This is a genomic window from Halobacteriovorax sp. (assembly GCF_041587335.1).
Lineage (GTDB): Bacteria > Bdellovibrionota > Bacteriovoracia > Bacteriovoracales > Bacteriovoracaceae > Halobacteriovorax.
Genome location: NZ_JBFGYP010000062.1, coordinates 1 through 17,821, shown reverse-complemented (window position 1 = coordinate 17,821; position 17,821 = coordinate 1). Strand labels below are relative to the sequence as shown.

Genomic DNA, 17,821 nt, shown 5'->3' with positions numbered 1-17,821 from the left:
TACGTCTTCTCGACTTAAAAGGTCTGCTATTTTTTGGTCAGAAAGTGGTTTTTTAGGACTTTCATTAGCTACTAATTCCTTAATTTTTAACTTAAGAACTTCACTAGAAATATCGTCTCCACCATTCTTTCCACCGATACCAGTATTGAAAAAATACTTAAGTTCAAATAATCCGATAGGAGTATGCATATATTTATTTGTCGTTACTCTTGAAACAGTTGATTCATGCATTCCAATCTCATTGGCTACATCTTTAAGAATCATAGGCTTTAAATACTTAGGTCCCTTTTTAAAGAACTCCTGTTGTTGCTTAACAATCGCTTTTGAAACTTTGTAAATCGTTTGCTGTCTAGTTTGGATAGACTTTAAAAGCCATCTTGCAGACTTAAGCTTATCTAGTACGTACTCACTTGCCTCGTTCTTCTCACCTTTTGCTGTCGATAGTAACTCTTGATAAAGCTTAGAGATTCTAAGACGAGGAATTCCTTCATCATTTACCTGGACAACAAACTCTCCGCCAACATCTACAACATAGATATCTGGAGTAATGTAGTGAGTATCTTGATCAGCAATCAAGCGACCTGGCTTTGGATGAAATTGATGAAGAAGTCTAGCCGTCTCCATAATAATTTCCGTTGATGCACCAGTCTCTTTACTAATTTTTGTGAAGTCCTTTTTGTGAAGATCTTCTAAGTGAAAACTAATGATCTTCTCAAGAAGTGGAGACCTCTCTTCTGCTATTCTTGCTTGCGCTAATAAACAATCCGTTAGATTAGCAGCACCACAACCGACGGGATCAAATCTCTGAACCATTTCAAATACATCAAATGCATGATCTCGATCGAGCTCTGTTTTAGAAATAATTTCATCGTAAGATACACCAAGGTATCCATCGTCATTTATGTTATGAATGATTTCAATTCCTAAGTCCAGCTCTTGATCAGTAAGCTCTTCCATTCTCAGTTGCCACTCTAAATGATCAGCAAGAGACTTTCCTTTAGAAATAATATTTTCATAGTTAGGTGTTTCATCGTTTGATGCTGGACCAACCATCGAAGGAGTTGAGGATGAGTTATTATATGTCTCTACATATTTCTGCCAATCAAAGTCATCATCTTTTGCTATGACTGGGCTTTCATCAAAGTTTTCACTTTTAGCTTCAGCGCCCTGACTCTCTAATTTTTCAACATTATAATCGTCTTCAGATTTTTTATCGGGAGATTCGTTACCATTGCCAAATTCTTCTAGCATTGGATTTTCAACCATCTCTTCGGCAATAACAGAAGTCATCTCAAGGTGAGTTAAAGTCAAGAGTTTGATAGCCTGCTGCAATTGCGGCGTCATCATCAAGTTTTGAGATTGCTTAAGACTTTGTGAGATCTTAATTGCCATAGTTCCACCTTTATTTGTTTAAAAGATGGGTGACATTTTACATCTTAAATTCGTCACCCAAATAGAACTTCCGTGCTCTTTCATTATTTACAATTTCATCTGGTGTTCCACTAACTAGTAGTTCACCGCTATTCATTATGTATGCCCTATCAACAATACCTAAGGTTTCCCTTACATTGTGGTCTGTGATCAAGACACCAATATTTCTATTTTTTAAACTTCGAATCACTCCCTGAATGTCACTTACCGCAAGCGGGTCAACACCAGCAAAGGGTTCATCGAGGAGAACAAATCTAGGCTCTAACGCCAATGCTCTCGCAATCTCAACCCTTCTTCTTTCTCCACCTGACAATGATGAACCGAGAGACTTTCTAATATGTCCTAGTCCAAAATCTTCAAGTAGAGATTCGAGTAGATTCTGCCTTTTTATCTTAGGCAATTTTCTATTCTCTAAAACAGCGTAGATATTTTCTTCCACTGTTAAATCTCTAAATACTGAAGCCTCTTGCGGCAAATAGCCAACTCCCTTAAGAGCTCTAATGTGTATTGGAAACTCTGTAAGATCACTTCCAGAAAGTTCTATCTTCCCTTCATCTGCTCTTACCAGTCCTACTATCATATAAAATGAAGTAGTTTTTCCAGCACCATTAGGTCCTAAGAGACCGACAATTTCACCTTGCTCTACTCTAAGACTCACATCTTTTACAACTGTTCTTCCCGAGTAGGTTTTCTTGAGGTTGGTGGCCTCTAGAAAGCTTCTTTCTTCCATAAATTACCTTAATATAAAATTAGTGTTCGCATCATCTACTTCAACAACTTCGTTATTCTCACGGAGCACTATTTTATTTCCAGTAATTACATCGTTTTGTTGAAAAACTTTTGGGTAGCCAGTAAGAATAATTTTACTCTCACTCATCATACCCTCTAGTTTTTCTCCAAAAGCACGTCTTTCAAAGGAGGAAACACGACCATCCTTTTCCAGTTTTACTTTCTCTACAACCTTCACATCGTCATAAAGAACGAAATACTTGAGCTTTTTGTTATAGTTCTCAAGAAATATCTCTCCGCGGTGAGAATCCGCTTTAAGTTGTTGTTTTTCAAGGTGGACTTTTTCAAGTAAATCTATTTGAAGAGTCACCATATCTACATCGACCTGTTGTGCCTTAAAGCGAATATTTTCTTCATAAACACGCTTTCTTTTAATGAGCCCTCTGACATCACCTTCATATCGACTCTTATCTTTTGAAGGCCATGTAATGGCACTATTGGACCAAACTTGGATGTCCTCTTTACTTTGTCCATCCACTGAAACACTAGTTGTTTTTACATTTCCATTAGAGATAATTTCATCCTTATCCATAAAGTATGTTGTTTTGTCGGCCGTCAGAGTTGAAGTTTCCATATTAAACTTAACTTCATTTTCGAATATGATTTGATTTTCCTGTCTGAAGAGAAACCCCTTCCTTGCTTCATACTGGATAGGTTCACCGCTATTTGTAAATCCCACTCCGCGCGGCTCTGTGAATAAAGACTTTCCAGAAGCTGAGTTCATGGATAACTCTTTAGCATCTAAGTGGAGGACAGGTTTTTCATCTTTAACTCTATAAAAGGATACTATTTGAAAATAGCTCTCCTCATCATAACTCTGAGAATCGTCTTCAGCTTGGTTTTTAAGAGCAGATGACCTCTTCCATTCTACACTCTCGCCCCAGACTGTAATAAGTCCTAACATGATCAGAAAACTGAAGAAAATGAATGATTTTTTAAAACTATTAAACAAATTGCGCTCCGCGACTTTAAGAGAAGATTATATCATTCTTCTTACCTGCCAGCATATACCTAAATATACTCTCGTTTTTTCCATTATTTTTCAATAACTTATTAAGATCATAAGGAATTAACGGTAGGTTTTATTTTACGATCAAATTGCCCCTATGCTAGTCTTGCCCCCATACAATTATCTATTTATCAGGGATTTTGCATTGTCCACACAAACACTAGACACCTTGAATGAAATTATAAATCACGGAGTAAAACTAACTCCAATGATGGTTCAATTCTACGACATTAAAAAAGAATATTCTGAGCACTTAGTTCTATTTAGAATGGGTGACTTTTACGAAGTATTCTTTGATGATGCCAAGAAAGCATCTAAATTACTGAACATTACACTTACTCAGCGTGGAAAGTTAGGTGACTTCCCTATTCCAATGGCGGGAATTCCTCATCATGCAGCTGCAGTTTATATAGACAAGCTAAGTGCTTTTGGAATTAAAGTCGCAATATGTGAGCAAATAGAAGATCCAAAAGAAGCGAAAGGAATTGTAAAGAGAGCTGTTGTTCAAGTTGTCTCACCAGGTCTTCCTTATGATCTTGAAAAAGCAGACTCAACAGATCACAAGTACATCGCTTCTGCTGTAAAAGTTGACGATAACTACTACCTTGCCGCAATTGACTTCACGACAGGTGAATTCAGTGGTCATAAGCTAACTAGTACAGAAGATTTCTTGGATAAGTTAAGAATGCTTGCTCCAAAAGAATTCATTTGTGCTATGGGAGAATGGGACGACTTGAAAGAGTTGGATACACTCCTTGGAGCACTAGGTGTTTTAAAAACTCACCTATCTAAAGAATACTTTGCTGAAAAATATACTGAAATTTATATTGAAAAACTCATACCATCATATAAGAGGGATAAGGTCATTTCAACAAGCCATGAAATACTCTCCCCTATTGGAGCACTTTCATATTATATTTGCTCAACTCAAACCACTGAAACATTCTGTCATATAAGACCTTTCAAAATGGTTAGTGAGAAAGGACATATGAGGGTAACTGCACCAACTTTAATTGGTCTAGAAATACTTCCAAAGTCTAGAGAGACATACAAAGACTCTCTTCTTGGTTTTTTAGATAAAACTAAAACAGCAATGGGCTCTCGTAACTTAAAGCAAGTTTTTATAAACCCTTTAAATGATTTAAACGAGATCAAGCAAAGACAAAACTTTATTACTTACTTCATTGAAGAAATTGAAACTCTATCTGAAGTAAGAGAAAAGCTTAGTGATGTTAGAGATCTTGAAAGAATCATGGCAAAGGTTTCAACAAATAAATCAACTGCTGGTGATCTAATTAATCTATCTAGAGCAGTTAGAACATATGAAGATTTGAAAGATGTCTTCTCTAATACCTCTGCAAGCTTCCTTGTTACTTTAAAGAAGAAAGAACTAACTGACCTAAAGAGCTTGGCCAAAAGAATTGAAGATACAATCAATGATGAAATTGGAGCAGCTTTAGAGAAAGGTAATTTAATAAAAGAAGGCTGTGATAAAGAAAGAGACCGTCTAGCAAAAATGAGTACAAACACGGCCAATGAACTCTTAGAGCTTGAAGCTAGATATAGAGAAGAAACAGGCATACCTAAATTAAGAGTAAAGTCGAATAATGTAGCAGGCTACTTTATAGAAGTCTCTAAGACCCATACTGATAAGGTCCCGGAAAACTTTAAGAGAAGGCAAACTTTAGTAAACTCAGAAAGGTATACAACAGAAGAGTTAACAGCATTTGAGAAAGAAATTTACTCAGCTAAAGAAAAATTAGAAAGATTAGAGAAAGAAATTTTCAAAGATCTTATTACAGAAGTTGCTGAGAAGAATAATGCAATTATGATGCTTTCTAAATCTATTGGACTTTTAGACGTTTTCCAAAGTTTTGCGTGGGTTGCCAATCAAGAAGAATTTATAAAACCTGAGATGAAAGAAAATAGAAAACTTTCAAACTTAGAAGGTGCTTGGCATCCACTTATTAAATCAATTATTAAAGATCAATTTGTTGCTCACGATCTAACTCTTAATGAAGAGTGCTTCTTCGGACTGATAACTGGTCCCAATATGGCCGGTAAGACAACAGTGATGAGAGAAGTCGCAATTATTCAACTTCTTGCTCAAGTAGGATCTTTTGTTCCTGCAGAGAAAGCCGAGATAGGACTATGTGACTATCTCTTTAGCAGACTTGGTGCAAGTGATGATATCCTTAAAGGACAATCAACATTTATGGTTGAAATGGCAGAGACAGCAGAGATCTTAAGACACGCTACGGACAAATCTCTTATCATTCTAGATGAAGTAGGAAGAGGAACATCGACATATGATGGACTGAGTATTGCTTGGTCACTAGTTGAACACTTTGTTAATAAAACAAAGGCCCTAACACTATTTGCAACTCATTATCACGAGCTTATAGATATCGTAGATCAACTTCCTGGAGCAAAGAACTTAACTGTTGAAACTTTCAATAAAGACGGAAATGTTCAATTTCTCTATCGATTAATAGAAGAGGGAGCATCACAGAGTTTTGGTATCTACGTTGCGAAACTTGCTGGCCTTCCAAAGTCTATTTTAGATAGATCAGCTCACCTTTTAAAAGGTCTTGAGCATGATGATAGTCAAGATAGCCGACCTCTTGCTCCAGCAGAAGTTCCAACGACGGTCCCTAGTATGACTAGCCCTCAGTTGAGCTTTTTTGGTGAACCAGAGGTAAGAGTTGAAAAAGAGATTCCAGAACATCTTCAGAAGTTAGAATTAAACCTAAGTGAAGTTGATGTAATGAATATGACTCCACTTCAAGCTTTAAATAAACTGAGCGAACTAAAAGAGTCTATTAGACAGTAGTTTCGCTCTTTTATATAAACTGTCGTTGACTATAATGAATTAACTTTTCTACCCGATAAGTTAAGCATGAGGTTAATAAGTTATATATTACTTTCTTATTTTTTGTCCCAATCTATCACTTATGGAAGGACTCCATCTATTCCACTTGAGATAGATGGTTTATTAGAAAAGATTTGTGAATATAAAAACTTAGAAGAAGCAAGGCCAAATACCGACTTAACTATTTTTATTTCTCTATTTGAGAATATGTATAACACTAACCAGATCGATGACATAAAAGTAAAAGCGGAAGTATTCTGTCTTCTAAAAAAGTTTTACGAGAAAGATGATCCTTATTTTGCAGAAGAATTCTCAAGAGATATGCCTAATACTTCCTGTACTCTTTGAGAGTTTCAAACATATAAAGATCAATATAAAGTCCCCTTGCCCCTTAGTTAGTTGACTATTTTTTATGTTAAAAGCTCTATCCTACAACACAAAATAAAAAACTAAAACTTTCATAACTTACTCCGAGGAGTAGGTTATGAAAAATTTAATCTTAATTACATTCTTGTTTTCACTAAACTCTTTCGCATTCGATGGCTACGACATAGAAGGGCGTGAAGAAACTATTAACCACTTTGTTGCAGAAGGTGTTCCTGAAACTCCTCTTGTTGAAGCAATGGACTTCTTTGTAAGAAAAGGTCATCTGCTCGACAATAAGCGATACATTACTATTGGAGACTTCTCACAAAGTTCTAAAGAGAAAAGATTATATATCTTAGACTTAGATAGTGGTGAACTTCAAAGAGAGTATGTAGCTCACGGAAGTGGAAGAAACAGAGTTGGATACCCTAACGGTGATCGTGATCACGATGGATATTTAAATAAATGTAAGCACTCTAAGTTTAGTAGAAGAATCCGCTTAGTTAAGCATAGACGATATGGAATGACTAGGCCTGGATTTATGAGAGTTGATGATACTTATTTCTCAAGTAAGTTTAACTACAACTCAATGGAAGGACATAATGCTATCAGACTTACAGGTCTTGAAAGCTCGACTTCAGACGTAAGAAGAAATGCTGTTGTATTCCATGAAGCAAGTTATGTTAAAGACTATTCAAAGATTCAAGGACGTACACTAGGTTGTCCTGCTATCGCAGTAGGAACAATGAAGAACGTACTTCCAAAAATAAAAGGTGGAAGTCTTTATTACTCTTATGCTCCACAATGCTGACAGTATGCCCGACAAAGTCAGTCGGGCGATCATTTTTCCCTCTTAAAAGAATTATATTTTTTCTCTCAATAGATTCAAGATTCAATCAATAAAAGTCGATAAAGAAATATGTGGAATGACCAAAAGAAAGTACTACATTTATCAGCTGAAAAAACTCCAAGAAAAAGTCTTACTAAAGACCGTATGTATGCCTTCACTATGGATCTATTTCTCATTGGAATAATAAATAAAGCAATACTATTTACCTACACAAGCTTTATTCATTCTTTCTTTCACCAATTACCACTAGGAGTTAGGTCTAATCTACAAAACAAACTTCAAGCAGTAAACTCGCTTAATTTTCTAGTCGTCTTTATTGGCTATTTTCTACTTTCATATTACTTATCTGAAGGAAAAACTCCTGGAAAGATAATGTTTAATTTAAAAGTTCAGTGTCCACATACTCATAGTGATCAATTATCCCTAAAGACTTCAGTTCTTAGAACTCTAGGATATTTTGTAACAATTCCTACAGGCTTCACCCTACTGCTCATTCCTTGCTTTAGAAAAGATGGAAAAGGTATTCCCGACTGGCTATCAGACTCATTTGTAATGAATTCTGATGAAGAGTACTTTATTGAGACACTCGAGGACTCTGGGTCATCTAAGGTAACTCCACTATTTCCAGAAGATCCAGTTGCTAAGAAAATTGGAAGAAATAAGGCTTCATAATTTCTATTTACTTGTACCATCCCCCTCTTAGTCCTAATATAGTCTAATGATAAAACTTTCATTTATATTTCTAATTTTAATTAACTCGTCAGTATCTTTTGCTACGACATTTAGAATCTGTTATGAAAGTCCTCACTTCTTTCCATACGAAGAGGATGGAGGCTCAAAACAAAAACTGGGACCTGTTATTAAACTAATTAAGTTTGCAGCCCAACAAGCTCAACTTGAGACTAAGTTTATTCGAACATCATGGGCAAGATGCCTAGAGGACGCCAAACACAATAACGTAGATGCCGTCCTAACATCCCTCTGGACTAAAGAGAGAGAAAAGTTTTTAGTTTTTCCAAGAGACTTAAAAGGAAATATTGATCCTACAAAGTATTTACTTAAAGCAAAGTACAAAATCTATACACATATTGACTCAAAAGTAGAGTGGGATGGGCTCAGAATTAAGAATACAATCACAGGAATTGGAGCGCCAGCTAACTACGTAGCAAAAGATAAGCTAAAGGACCTACAAGTCTTAAAAGAAACGGACCTTCTAGTAAAACAAGCATTTGATCTAATCATTAAGAAGAGACTCGATGGATATGTCGTTCTAAAAGATGTTGGAGATATTATTCTAAAAGACTACATAGATAAGAGTTTAATTAAAGAGTTAGAAAAAAACTTTATTGAAGATAATCTCTACATTCCCGTAAGCTATGGCTTCTTTAAGAAGCACCCATTAAAGTCTAAGGCCTTTTTTAATCAACTCTCCAAAGAACGTGATAAGTTCTACCCGAGAACTCTCAGATAATTTGATCTAATCTCACTCTTTATGACTAGATCTAGATTTGTAATCTAGACCTAGCCAAAGAATTTAAAATCACTCTTCTATATTAATTAACTGGAGAGAACCAAATATCTAAAACTTCCCCTACAACTTCCTTTCCCTTCGATAAAAACTTAAAAGTTCCCATTTCTCTAACTTCAGCTCTTGGGCCAAAGCTCTTTGTTCCTTTTTTATAATAAACACTTATAGATGAGATAGACTTTGACTTAAGTGAATTAAGCTCTTCTTTCTGAGAGATTCCGTCACCGTTCTTATCTTTCCAAAGAACTAGCTTAGAAAAGACTTTATCTTTACTGTCAATTTTGTAGTCGTAGTTTTTATCAAACTGCTTTAAATTCTCAAAGCCATTACTATGACTCTTGTTATCACCAAAAAGTTCAAGAGAAGAATTGATAATTCCATCTCCATTCCTATCTAGAGCAAGAAAATAACCTGGAGCCTCTTTTTCAATCCAATTTGTTATTGATGCCCCTTCTCTTAGAGGGAATGAGCTTCTTCCAACAAAAAGAGGTCTCTTTTCACTAAAGAATAACATTAATGGTGAGTAGTAACTTCCACAGAACTGATTTCCACCAAGAAAACTTGGCTTAATTGTTAAACATTGTTCAAATTTATCAAGCCCCTTCTCAAGCTTATAAGTCAGTTTCTTTCCTTCTTGTTTAAATGACACAGAAACATCAGAAGACTTCCCCTCTGTCTTATATTCTCCAGTAGTCATATCCTGAGTTACACTTATTTTTTTAATATCAGCATTATTATAGGTTACTGAAACTTCCCCTCTCTTACCAAACTTGTAAGTTCTCCCTACAGACTTTGTAGTACTAACGGCCATCTCGCCACTGTAGTCAGCATCCTTCTCTGTCAAACCACAATTAGCATAACCATCTTTTTTAGAATAAGAGCGCTTGGCCGAAGAATTCTTTCCACTCCAAGAATATAAAAATAAACAGCTAACATTTTTATTTAAGCCTTCTTCACTTCTAGGATCTCCAATACGACTACATTCAAGGGTATCATCTAAGAACCAATCAGCATTTTTATAAGTACATGAATAACTGACACTAACACCGTCAACAACACAGTTTACTGACTCATTGCCATCAACAGAAAACCATTCGCATGTCTGTCCATAGTTTTCAGGCCAAACAGACTTAACAGGAAAAGTAACAGTTGATCCGAAGACATCTCCAGAGTTTGACAAATTTAAGACCATCTCAATAGGTCCTCCAGCGGGATCAATAGTCTGCCCTCCCCCTCTAAGGTTTGCTCCATAACAGGTAGGCTTAATAATCACTTTCAAGTACTTTGGGTCAGTATCATCACAATCAGTAGACTTTGAAAAGTTTCCAAGCTGACTAGAAGATGAATTTGAAATAATATTCTTTGGAAGAACTGAAAAAGATTGTGCAAAACTAACTGGATTAAAAAATAAAGACAAAAATATTGTGAACTGTAATTTTAACATTGAATTCCCCTTCTTCTATTTAAATATCTAAAAGTACTCTGACTTCACCTGAACTAACGTTATCTCTAATAAACTTTAGAGATTTGATACCTTCCCCAATAGCTATTTCATGGAAGCCAGCCTCCATTCTCTTTACGCCTCGGTAGAGCCTTGTCACTAATGATCCTTTAACTCTTTCCGTCTTTAATCTATAGCGAACTAACTTAACAGAAGTTAAGTACATATCATTTCCTAGACCGCGAATATAAGGAAGTCTTCTAAAGGCTTCATCCTCAGATGAAATCGTCATATCATCCCGAGGGTCTGTATTATAAAAGTAGCTATTACCACCATCAACAATCTCCTCTCGAATAAGTTCTGCCTGAGAATTAGCATTATTTACCCAACCAAGATAAGAAATATGTCTTGGAGGAACCTCCTGCGGATTAGCTCCATTTGCACGTATAGGAACAATACTATAAAGAAATAAAAGCTTTCCCTTGATCCAAGGAGAGAAAGATCTCTTTGCTAGAAATCCTTTATTGTTTAATGATATAAATGTCAGATCTGAGTCATCGTAGGCCTGCTGTGGAGAATATATAACATCCTTATTATAGTTTCGATCAGATGTAATCATATAAAAGCTTCTACTGACTCCCCCCTCTTGGGCAGGAATTTCGAGGGTAAAAGTTCTTGAGCAGTTCTTTATACATGGAGAATCAAAATAATAATCAAAAAAACTATTTTCATTATCATCAAGAATACCAACTGTATTGAAGGAGTATCTTGAACTCTCAATATCAAAATTTATAAATTTTGATAAATGTAACTTTCCAAGCGTATGTACTAAATCATCAGAAACTTTATTATTACTCTTAGAAACATTACTAAAGAATTTTGCAGAAAAAAGTAGGACTACTCCCATTAATCCTGCAGCAACAACCACTTCAGCAAGAGTAAACCCTTTAGAGGTATTTAATATTTTTTTCATTTATTGTCCGTTTATTAAAAAACTATAATCTTTAAAATTATCTATCAACGTTAAGTGTGTAGTTCTTATATGAAGCTTATATAACCCTCTGTAGTCAGGATGAGGCGTTACTATAAACCCTAGCCTTCCTTTACATTGAGAACACTCCTCTACATCAACCAATACTCTATCGTTCCAGGCAAGAGGTAAGGTTTTCATTAATTCATCTTTATTTGTTACAGATAGAAAGTCTGATGGATCACTAGTAATTTGATAACGAGAAGAGTTAGATTGAATTTTTTCAAATAATCCAACAACTGTTCGTTCAACATTAAGCTTATTTTTTACATCAGAATTCAATGAGCTCATAAAACTAGATGAACCCATAAAGATATAAGAAACAATGCCAAATATTCCAACGCCTACCATTATTTCGGCGAGAGAGACTCCCTTATTATTTAGTAATATTTTTTTCATTGAACAACTCCTGACTCGACCCAAAGAATCCTAGATGTATAACGTCTATATCGATTAGGTATTTTTGAGCGTGTTACAACACTTGTACCATCTGCAGGAATACCGATATCAGGATCTACAGTTGTCCAGTTAAAATTATTAACTCCCTCATAAATGAACTTCATAGGAGAACAAAGCTCCTGATCCCTTTGCTCTTCACTACTTAAAAATGGAGACCAACCAGGGTTTGAGAACTCACAGGTACTTCCATCGTTTTTTCTAAGATGACCCTTATCTTGGAGGTAATCAATCGCCATAGGATGCCACATAGAATAGAAATCAACTCCGGCCTTTCTAGCACTTCCCGAGATTGCTAAATCTTTAGTAATTATCGTTCCGATAACTTTAAGCTTTTGGGACCTCTCATTAATTGTAAATTTCTCACACACATAGAGACCAAAAACCGTATTTAGAGAATTAGGAACAATACAATTTTTAATAATGGATCTATTCGGAATACCTTTATAGTTTCCTGGTCTCATTAAATCTTCTGTGAAAATAAGTTCATCAACAGGCTTTACATCTGCAGGATTGCTGATTGTTATCCCTGAGTGAGTGACATTCACTAGCCATGAAAATTGAGTATTCTCAGTGAAAGAAACGTCCCACTCTGAAGAATCAACATTGTATACACTTAAACACTGCTCATCTATCTCTTTAGCCTCGGCCGTTGTAAGTCCCTGGGTAGGAGTAACATAATCTCGCCCATCCTTAGGAGGCTCATCACTCGATCTTCTTTTTAGAAGCGCCCATCCACTGAGTCCACCTGATCGAGCTTCATTTGATATCGATGAATTGTCAGCTGTTTTATATTCTATATTTTTATATTCCCCATTCCGTTTTCTATTCACTGTGATTTTGATAAGGTTTGGATTTAACTCTTCATTAGGACCTGGTAAGTGACTCTTCTCAGTTCTTTTTCCACTTACTGGATCCCCAGTCTGCTCAATAGCAAAATCAAAAGCATTAACCTTAGCTTCAATACCTGTTATATTTTTTAAGAGTCCAGAATTTAACTTACTTTTATTTCTAATTTCAAAACTTATTCCTATCTCATTTGAATATTTATCACTAGTTTTAATATTGAGAACTGGCGGATTAGATATAACTGAAGAGGCTTCACTAATAACTTCACTTTTACTAGTATTAAACAAATTTGCATATTTCTCTATATCAACCTTAGACTGCTCACACGCTGCTTTAATAAGAGAAGAGCTGCAATCAGCTTCTTTAGAAAAGCTCTCATCCACAACCTTACAAGCTGGATGACTGTCTCCACCATTTTGATACTTCATATTTGTACATTCATTCTCTAATCTACTTCTATTTGAATCTATATCTTCAAAGTCATCTAGAGTATTTAGATAGTTACTATCAAAATCAATATATTCATCATCCTTTGCAAGGGCCTCTTTAATTGTATTCATTTTAGAGGTATTAGCTAAGTTAATATCAACATTTGATGATCGTGAGAGTAGTACTTTTTTCTGATTAGAAGTCTCTCCTGTCAGATACAAATCTAAACTCATAACTGGGGAGTCACTCTTTTTATTATCAATGTATTTAGCCTCTAAGTCTAAATCATTGCCTGCATCATTGGAGTTTGAGTGTACAGTATAACCATCTTCATCTACACCATAGTACAAATAGTCTCTAAATTCGTTATCTGAAGATAAAGCGAGAGTATAGTTTCCGTTATTTCCTTTTATAAACAATCTGGAATTATTCGTTAAAAAGGGATTATCTCTGATTTTAGACCTTGTGATACATTGATCTAGTATTGTATTCGCTGGGTATGTGAACTTAGAACCAAATAAAGGAGCTATCCCCTCGTCAACTTCATCTTCAAAAGTTATACCTGATTTTATTCCAAGGATAGTTGGAATTTGAGAATATATTTGGCTACTCATTCCACCTGAAGAATTAGGAGTAAATAACTCACTCCCTTGATAAATACTCCCCCCTCCTACTACAAGAGAGTTATAAAATGCAATGGGATGATATCCAGTTGGAGGTATTACTAAATCATTTTCTACATACACTTTACTATTAAAGCGAATACCGTAGTCTTCCTTGTCACCAGAGAAGTCTGATAAATCAATGTCTCCCGCCTTAATAAGAGAGAAAACATTTAAAGTTCTAGGATAAAAAGCAACTTCACTATCTAGTTCTATATCACCTTTGATATGTTCACAGGATTTATTGTCATTCTTTTTAGCTCTTACACTAATACTCAAAATAGTTTCATCACCTTTTGGAATATTAGAAGTTATTAAGTATTTTGAAATTTCTATATCAATATCTTGAATACAATTTTTCAACCTAGGCTCTAAAGCAAGGTTTAAAGGGTGAGAAACCTTAAGTCTTTCAAGGTCTTCAATCTTAATCGTTGCTTTTATCCTATTAAGCCCAGGATCCTCTGGAGCTTCACTATTGTATAAAGAGTAATAACTATCTTTTATTGCGTCTATTGTAGATCTAGACCAAAGTAACCTTTCTAGATTTAGAGGATTAAAGACAACAGACTTCATGTCTTCTCCACACTCAAAATCTCGATCCCAATTTCGGCTCATACACCATCTATTCTTAATCGCATAAAGAGTATAGTTAAATACACCTTGAGAGAATTTCTCTGTTGTGTACTCAGTATTAATCTTTTGTTTCTCTTTATTTAAGATCTTTAGCAGCGAATTCATATTATTCATTAAATAAAATGAGCCTGCAGCAGCGATAAGAATGAAGGCAATTGCCACACTGCCTTTCTCCTGTCGTATAAATCGAAAGTTCACTATTTATCCTTTTTAAACTAAATAAAAAAATTATACAGGATAGATAAGTCGACTCAATAGGTATATTTTTCGAGAATGAAGTGCAGAAATTGGAGAAATTTAAAGAAAGTCAGATATATTCTTAAAAAGGACCTTTGCTCTCTCTTGAATCTTGAGGGCCATGATCTCATCTTCAGAGAGAGTCTGCCCTTTTTCAAAAGGCGCCATTACTTTTCTTTTAATTACAACTCTACTTTGTGTTTCTGAATTTTCTGATTGCCAAGGTCTTAGAACCTTTTTCTTCTTTGCAAGGCCGGATAGCTTTTCTTCTTTACGTTCAAGTATTACATCTAATATGGACTTAACTCCACTAGATGCTTTTTTATTAATGTCACTTAAACTTATCGCCATAAATTCCTCACCCTTATAGGATAGCAGAATTCATTTTTTTTAAAAGAAATTAATAGGCCCAAAGGATTTGAGCCTATTTAAAAGTTATTCTATTTCTTTGTCCAGTTAAAATGTAGTTCTTTTAACTGATTCTCAGCAGGAGCTGAAGGAGCTTTAGACATTAAGTCACTTGCTGAGGTTGTCTTAGGGAAAGCGATTACATCCCTAATTGAATCAGTCTTTGCAAGTAACATGATAATTCTATCTAGACCAAAAGCTAGACCACCATGAGGAGGTACTCCATAATTAAGCGCTTCTACAAAGAATCCAAATTGAGATTGAATCTCTTCTTCACCCATTCCAAGAACTTCAAACATTTTCTTTTGAATATCTTGTTCATGAATTCTAATTGAACCACCACCAAGCTCATAACCGTTACATACAACATCGTAAGCTTGAGCAGGCATATCTTTTAAAGATTCTGAATCCTTTGGATCAGCACCAATAAAAGTGTCTTTTTGATCTGTATTAATCATTGTGAATGGGTGGTGACGAGCAATATAGCGCTTGTCATCAGGATTCCACTCTAATAATGGGAAGTCATATACCCAAAGAAACTTATAAACATCTTCAATAATATCTAGTTTCTTACCTAGATATCTTCTTAGAGCATCAGCACAGGCGTGAGTCGTATCTTTTTCAGTATCAGCACAAAATAACCAAGTACCATCGCCTGCATTCTCCTCAAGAGAACATAATTCTTTATAGATATCATCAGTGATAAACTTAGAAATACCAGCACTTCTCTCTTCACCATTTACTTTAAAGAAAGCTACACCCTTTCCACCGTGAGGTTTTACAACCTCAGTAAGTGCATCAGTATCTTTTCTCGAAAATGTTCCCATACTTGCAGGTACGAAGATTGCTTTAACAAGACCATTTGCTTTTGCAACACTTGAAAAAACTGAGAATTCTGAATCTTTAAAAATATCAGTAACTACTCTATGCTCTAAACCAAATCTCAGGTCAGGCTTATCTGAACCAAAGCGAGTCATAGACTCATTAAAAGACATCATTGGAAGAGTAAAGTCATCTTCTAGAGAGAAGAGCTCTTTAAGAATTTTTTCAACTAGATTTTTAATATATTCAGGAGTTGCAAATGAGATCTCCATATCAATTTGTGTAAACTCTGGCTGTCTATCTGCTCTTAAATCTTCATCTCTGAAACATCTACAGATCTGAAAGTACTTATCAGTAGAGCCAATCATTAGAAGCTGCTTCAGAGTTTGTGGAGACTGAGGAAGAGCGTAAACTTTCCCAGGATGAACTCTAGATGGAACAACGTAATCTCTCGCTCCTTCAGGAGTTGATTTATATAGAATTGGAGTTTCAACTTCAATGAATGTCTCATCTTGAAGGATACGCCTTACAGTGTTTGTAGTTTTAGATCTAAGTTTAAGTATATCTTGCAGCTTCTTAGTTCTAAGCTCTAAGTATCTATACTTTAATCTTAAATCTTCAGTAGCTTCAACCTGTCCAAAAGGAAGAAATGGAATATTATCAATATCGTTTCTAGAAAGAACTTCAATTGATTCAACTTGAACTTCAACAAGTCCAGTATCCATTTTCTTGTTTTGAGCATCTTCTGGTCTCTTAGCAACAACACCTGTTACTTTGATAACAGACTCAAGAGCGCAATCTTTTAAAATAGAAAAATCACCTTTGAATTGCTCAAACCCAAGTTGAGTTAAACCATACTTATCTCTAATATCAATGAAGTGAAGTGCTCCAAGATCTCTGTACTTGTTTACCCATCCACATAATGTGACAGTTTTCCCTACTTGATCTTCTCTAAGCTCACCACAATTGTGAGTTCTCATTAGTCCTTTTAATTCGGCCATTTGCTTTATCTCCCCTCGTAATTTAGAGTTAAGTCATGAAGTCATTTATAACGTATTTTGCACCAATGCTCATTAAAAATATTCTTCAAATCCTAATTATATCGCTGTACTTAACGAGCTGTAGCTCACAAGAAGCAATATTTAAGGATCGAAAGAGAGTAATCATTCTTATCGATAATAAGCACCCTGTTGAAACAATCATCTCAAACACTGATCAACAAATGACTCTAGGCCTTAGCGGTACGAAATCAAGTGAATTCAGAAAAGATCAGGCAATGATTTTCGTATACAAAGAAGACGGGATGCGTAAATTCTGGATGCCAAATACACTATTTGATTTAGATATATTCTTTATTGATTCTCAGATGAAAGTCGTTGCAGTAGAGCGTGATGTTCCCCATCATCCAGGTATTCAAGAACCACCTTCGATATATAGAACAAAGATTTATCATTCAAGACATGTTCTAGAAATGAGAAGTGACTCACCTCTGGCTAAAAAGCTAGAGGTGGGGGAAAAGATTATCTTTGAGAAAGGCTCTTCTCTCTAGGAAAAAGAATTAAGTATTCATCTTTTGCGATAAAGCCAAGGTTATCCCTCACAAGCTTCTTTTGATACATCGAGTTCTTACCTATCTTCTTAATCTCTAAAGCTAGTTGCTTATTTTCTTTGATAATTCTTTGTTGTTCATACTGTTTATCTTCTAAAAGGTTTAGCGATGAGTAATAATCCATTACGCCTCCACCAGAGAAAACAAGTCTAAACAATAAGAAAGTACAAAATGCCCAACCAAACTTCACAAGGTAGCTTACTAAGCTCTTGTCAGTGTTCTTTTTAGACTTAGTATTTACTTTCCTTTTGGCGCTAGTATACCCAACTTTCGCTGGAGATTTTGCTACAGCTTTTCTAACAGGAGTTAAAAACTCTGCTTCATCTGGTTTACCAACTGTTCTTCTTGTTACAGTAGTACTCGATGGAGCTTTAGTCGTCTCAGGCGCAGCTTCTTTTTT

At 35.3% G+C, this 17,821-nt stretch carries 16 protein-coding genes; 6 read left to right on the top strand and 10 right to left on the bottom strand.

What is annotated here, in order from left to right; translation table 11 throughout:
- The 3 genes from rpoN to lptC all read right to left on the bottom strand — a co-directional run.
- On the bottom strand, nt 1–1,392 hold a 1,392-nt coding region (rpoN, locus tag ABX784_RS10055; RefSeq protein WP_372654903.1), incomplete at its 3' end, for an RNA polymerase factor sigma-54.
- Nucleotides 1,393–1,429: 37 nt separating this feature from the next.
- Nucleotides 1,430–2,161, bottom strand: coding sequence for an LPS export ABC transporter ATP-binding protein (lptB, locus tag ABX784_RS10050; RefSeq protein WP_372654902.1), 732 nt, complete (start codon nt 2,159–2,161; stop codon nt 1,430–1,432).
- Between the two features lie 3 nt (nt 2,162–2,164).
- Entirely contained in the window at nt 2,165–3,172 is a 1,008-nt protein-coding gene (lptC, locus tag ABX784_RS10045) for an LPS export ABC transporter periplasmic protein LptC (RefSeq protein WP_372654901.1), read from the bottom strand.
- Nucleotides 3,173–3,398: 226 nt separating this feature from the next.
- On the opposite strand from lptC, the gene mutS reads away from it, so the two are divergent.
- The 5 genes from mutS (at nt 3,399) to ABX784_RS10020 (ending at nt 8,788) form a co-directional block, all read left to right on the top strand.
- Nucleotides 3,399–6,062, top strand: coding sequence for a DNA mismatch repair protein MutS (gene mutS, locus ABX784_RS10040; RefSeq protein ID WP_372654900.1), 2,664 nt, complete (start codon nt 3,399–3,401; stop codon nt 6,060–6,062).
- A 66-nt stretch (nt 6,063–6,128) separates the two neighbouring features.
- Complete coding sequence (locus ABX784_RS10035) at nt 6,129–6,449, top strand: hypothetical protein (RefSeq protein WP_372654899.1); 321 nt, start codon at nt 6,129–6,131, stop codon at nt 6,447–6,449.
- A gap of 136 nt (nt 6,450–6,585) precedes the next feature.
- Nucleotides 6,586–7,278 (top strand): murein L,D-transpeptidase catalytic domain-containing protein, encoded by a 693-nt coding sequence (locus ABX784_RS10030; protein ID WP_372654898.1) that lies wholly within the window; start codon nt 6,586–6,588, stop codon nt 7,276–7,278.
- Between the two features lie 108 nt (nt 7,279–7,386).
- Entirely contained in the window at nt 7,387–7,989 is a 603-nt protein-coding gene (locus tag ABX784_RS10025) for an RDD family protein (protein WP_372654897.1), read from the top strand.
- 46 nt (nt 7,990–8,035) lie between these two features.
- Nucleotides 8,036–8,788, top strand: coding sequence for a substrate-binding periplasmic protein (locus tag ABX784_RS10020; protein ID WP_372654896.1), 753 nt, complete (start codon nt 8,036–8,038; stop codon nt 8,786–8,788).
- A gap of 82 nt (nt 8,789–8,870) precedes the next feature.
- On the opposite strand, the gene ABX784_RS10015 is transcribed toward ABX784_RS10020, so the two are convergent.
- From ABX784_RS10015 to aspS, 6 genes are all read right to left on the bottom strand, one after another.
- Complete coding sequence (locus tag ABX784_RS10015; protein WP_372654895.1) at nt 8,871–10,289, bottom strand: hypothetical protein; 1,419 nt, start codon at nt 10,287–10,289, stop codon at nt 8,871–8,873.
- A 19-nt stretch (nt 10,290–10,308) separates the two neighbouring features.
- Nucleotides 10,309–11,259: a type II secretion system protein J gene (locus tag ABX784_RS10010; RefSeq protein ID WP_372654894.1), complete on the bottom strand. Its 951-nt coding sequence runs from the start codon at nt 11,257–11,259 to the stop codon at nt 10,309–10,311.
- Nucleotides 11,260–11,715 carry a hypothetical protein gene (locus ABX784_RS10005; protein ID WP_372654893.1) on the bottom strand — a complete coding sequence of 152 codons (456 nt, stop codon included), beginning with the start codon at nt 11,713–11,715 and terminating at the stop codon, nt 11,260–11,262.
- Nucleotides 11,712–14,507: a hypothetical protein gene (locus ABX784_RS10000; RefSeq protein WP_372654892.1), complete on the bottom strand. Its 2,796-nt coding sequence runs from the start codon at nt 14,505–14,507 to the stop codon at nt 11,712–11,714. Before ABX784_RS10000 ends, ABX784_RS10005 begins: the two co-directional genes overlap by 4 nt.
- Nucleotides 14,508–14,642: 135 nt before the next feature.
- Complete coding sequence (locus ABX784_RS09995; protein ID WP_372654891.1) at nt 14,643–14,933, bottom strand: hypothetical protein; 291 nt, start codon at nt 14,931–14,933, stop codon at nt 14,643–14,645.
- An 89-nt stretch (nt 14,934–15,022) separates the two neighbouring features.
- Nucleotides 15,023–16,813, bottom strand: coding sequence for an aspartate--tRNA ligase (gene aspS, locus ABX784_RS09990; RefSeq protein WP_372654890.1), 1,791 nt, complete (start codon nt 16,811–16,813; stop codon nt 15,023–15,025).
- A gap of 35 nt (nt 16,814–16,848) precedes the next feature.
- Here aspS and ABX784_RS09985 point away from each other — a divergent pair, with 35 nt between their 5' ends.
- Nucleotides 16,849–17,361, top strand: coding sequence for a DUF192 domain-containing protein (locus ABX784_RS09985; protein WP_372654889.1), 513 nt, complete (start codon nt 16,849–16,851; stop codon nt 17,359–17,361).
- Here ABX784_RS09985 and ABX784_RS09980 read toward each other — a convergent pair.
- Nucleotides 17,333–17,821: septum formation initiator family protein (locus ABX784_RS09980; protein WP_372654888.1), on the bottom strand; the 489-nt coding region annotated here is incomplete at its 5' end. The two genes, ABX784_RS09985 and ABX784_RS09980, sit on opposite strands and share 29 nt — an antisense overlap.

Excerpts from the sequence above, each read along its gene's own strand:
- ABX784_RS10035 (WP_372654899.1), top strand. The coding sequence starts at position 6,129 with ATGAGGTTAATAAGTTATATATTACTTTCTTATTTTTTGTCCCAATCT.
- lptB (WP_372654902.1), bottom strand. The coding sequence starts at position 2,161 with ATGGAAGAAAGAAGCTTTCTAGAGGCCACCAACCTCAAGAAAACCTAC.
- ABX784_RS10010 (WP_372654894.1), bottom strand. The coding sequence starts at position 11,259 with ATGAAAAAAATATTAAATACCTCTAAAGGGTTTACTCTTGCTGAAGTG.
- ABX784_RS09995 (WP_372654891.1), bottom strand. The coding sequence starts at position 14,933 with ATGGCGATAAGTTTAAGTGACATTAATAAAAAAGCATCTAGTGGAGTT.
- ABX784_RS10020 (WP_372654896.1), top strand. The coding sequence starts at position 8,036 with ATGATAAAACTTTCATTTATATTTCTAATTTTAATTAACTCGTCAGTA.
- ABX784_RS09985 (WP_372654889.1), top strand. The coding sequence starts at position 16,849 with ATGAAGTCATTTATAACGTATTTTGCACCAATGCTCATTAAAAATATT.
- ABX784_RS10025 (WP_372654897.1), top strand. The coding sequence starts at position 7,387 with ATGTGGAATGACCAAAAGAAAGTACTACATTTATCAGCTGAAAAAACT.
- ABX784_RS10005 (WP_372654893.1), bottom strand. The coding sequence starts at position 11,715 with ATGAAAAAAATATTACTAAATAATAAGGGAGTCTCTCTCGCCGAAATA.
- ABX784_RS10015 (WP_372654895.1), bottom strand. The coding sequence starts at position 10,289 with ATGTTAAAATTACAGTTCACAATATTTTTGTCTTTATTTTTTAATCCA.
- aspS (WP_372654890.1), bottom strand. The coding sequence starts at position 16,813 with ATGGCCGAATTAAAAGGACTAATGAGAACTCACAATTGTGGTGAGCTT.
- ABX784_RS10030 (WP_372654898.1), top strand. The coding sequence starts at position 6,586 with ATGAAAAATTTAATCTTAATTACATTCTTGTTTTCACTAAACTCTTTC.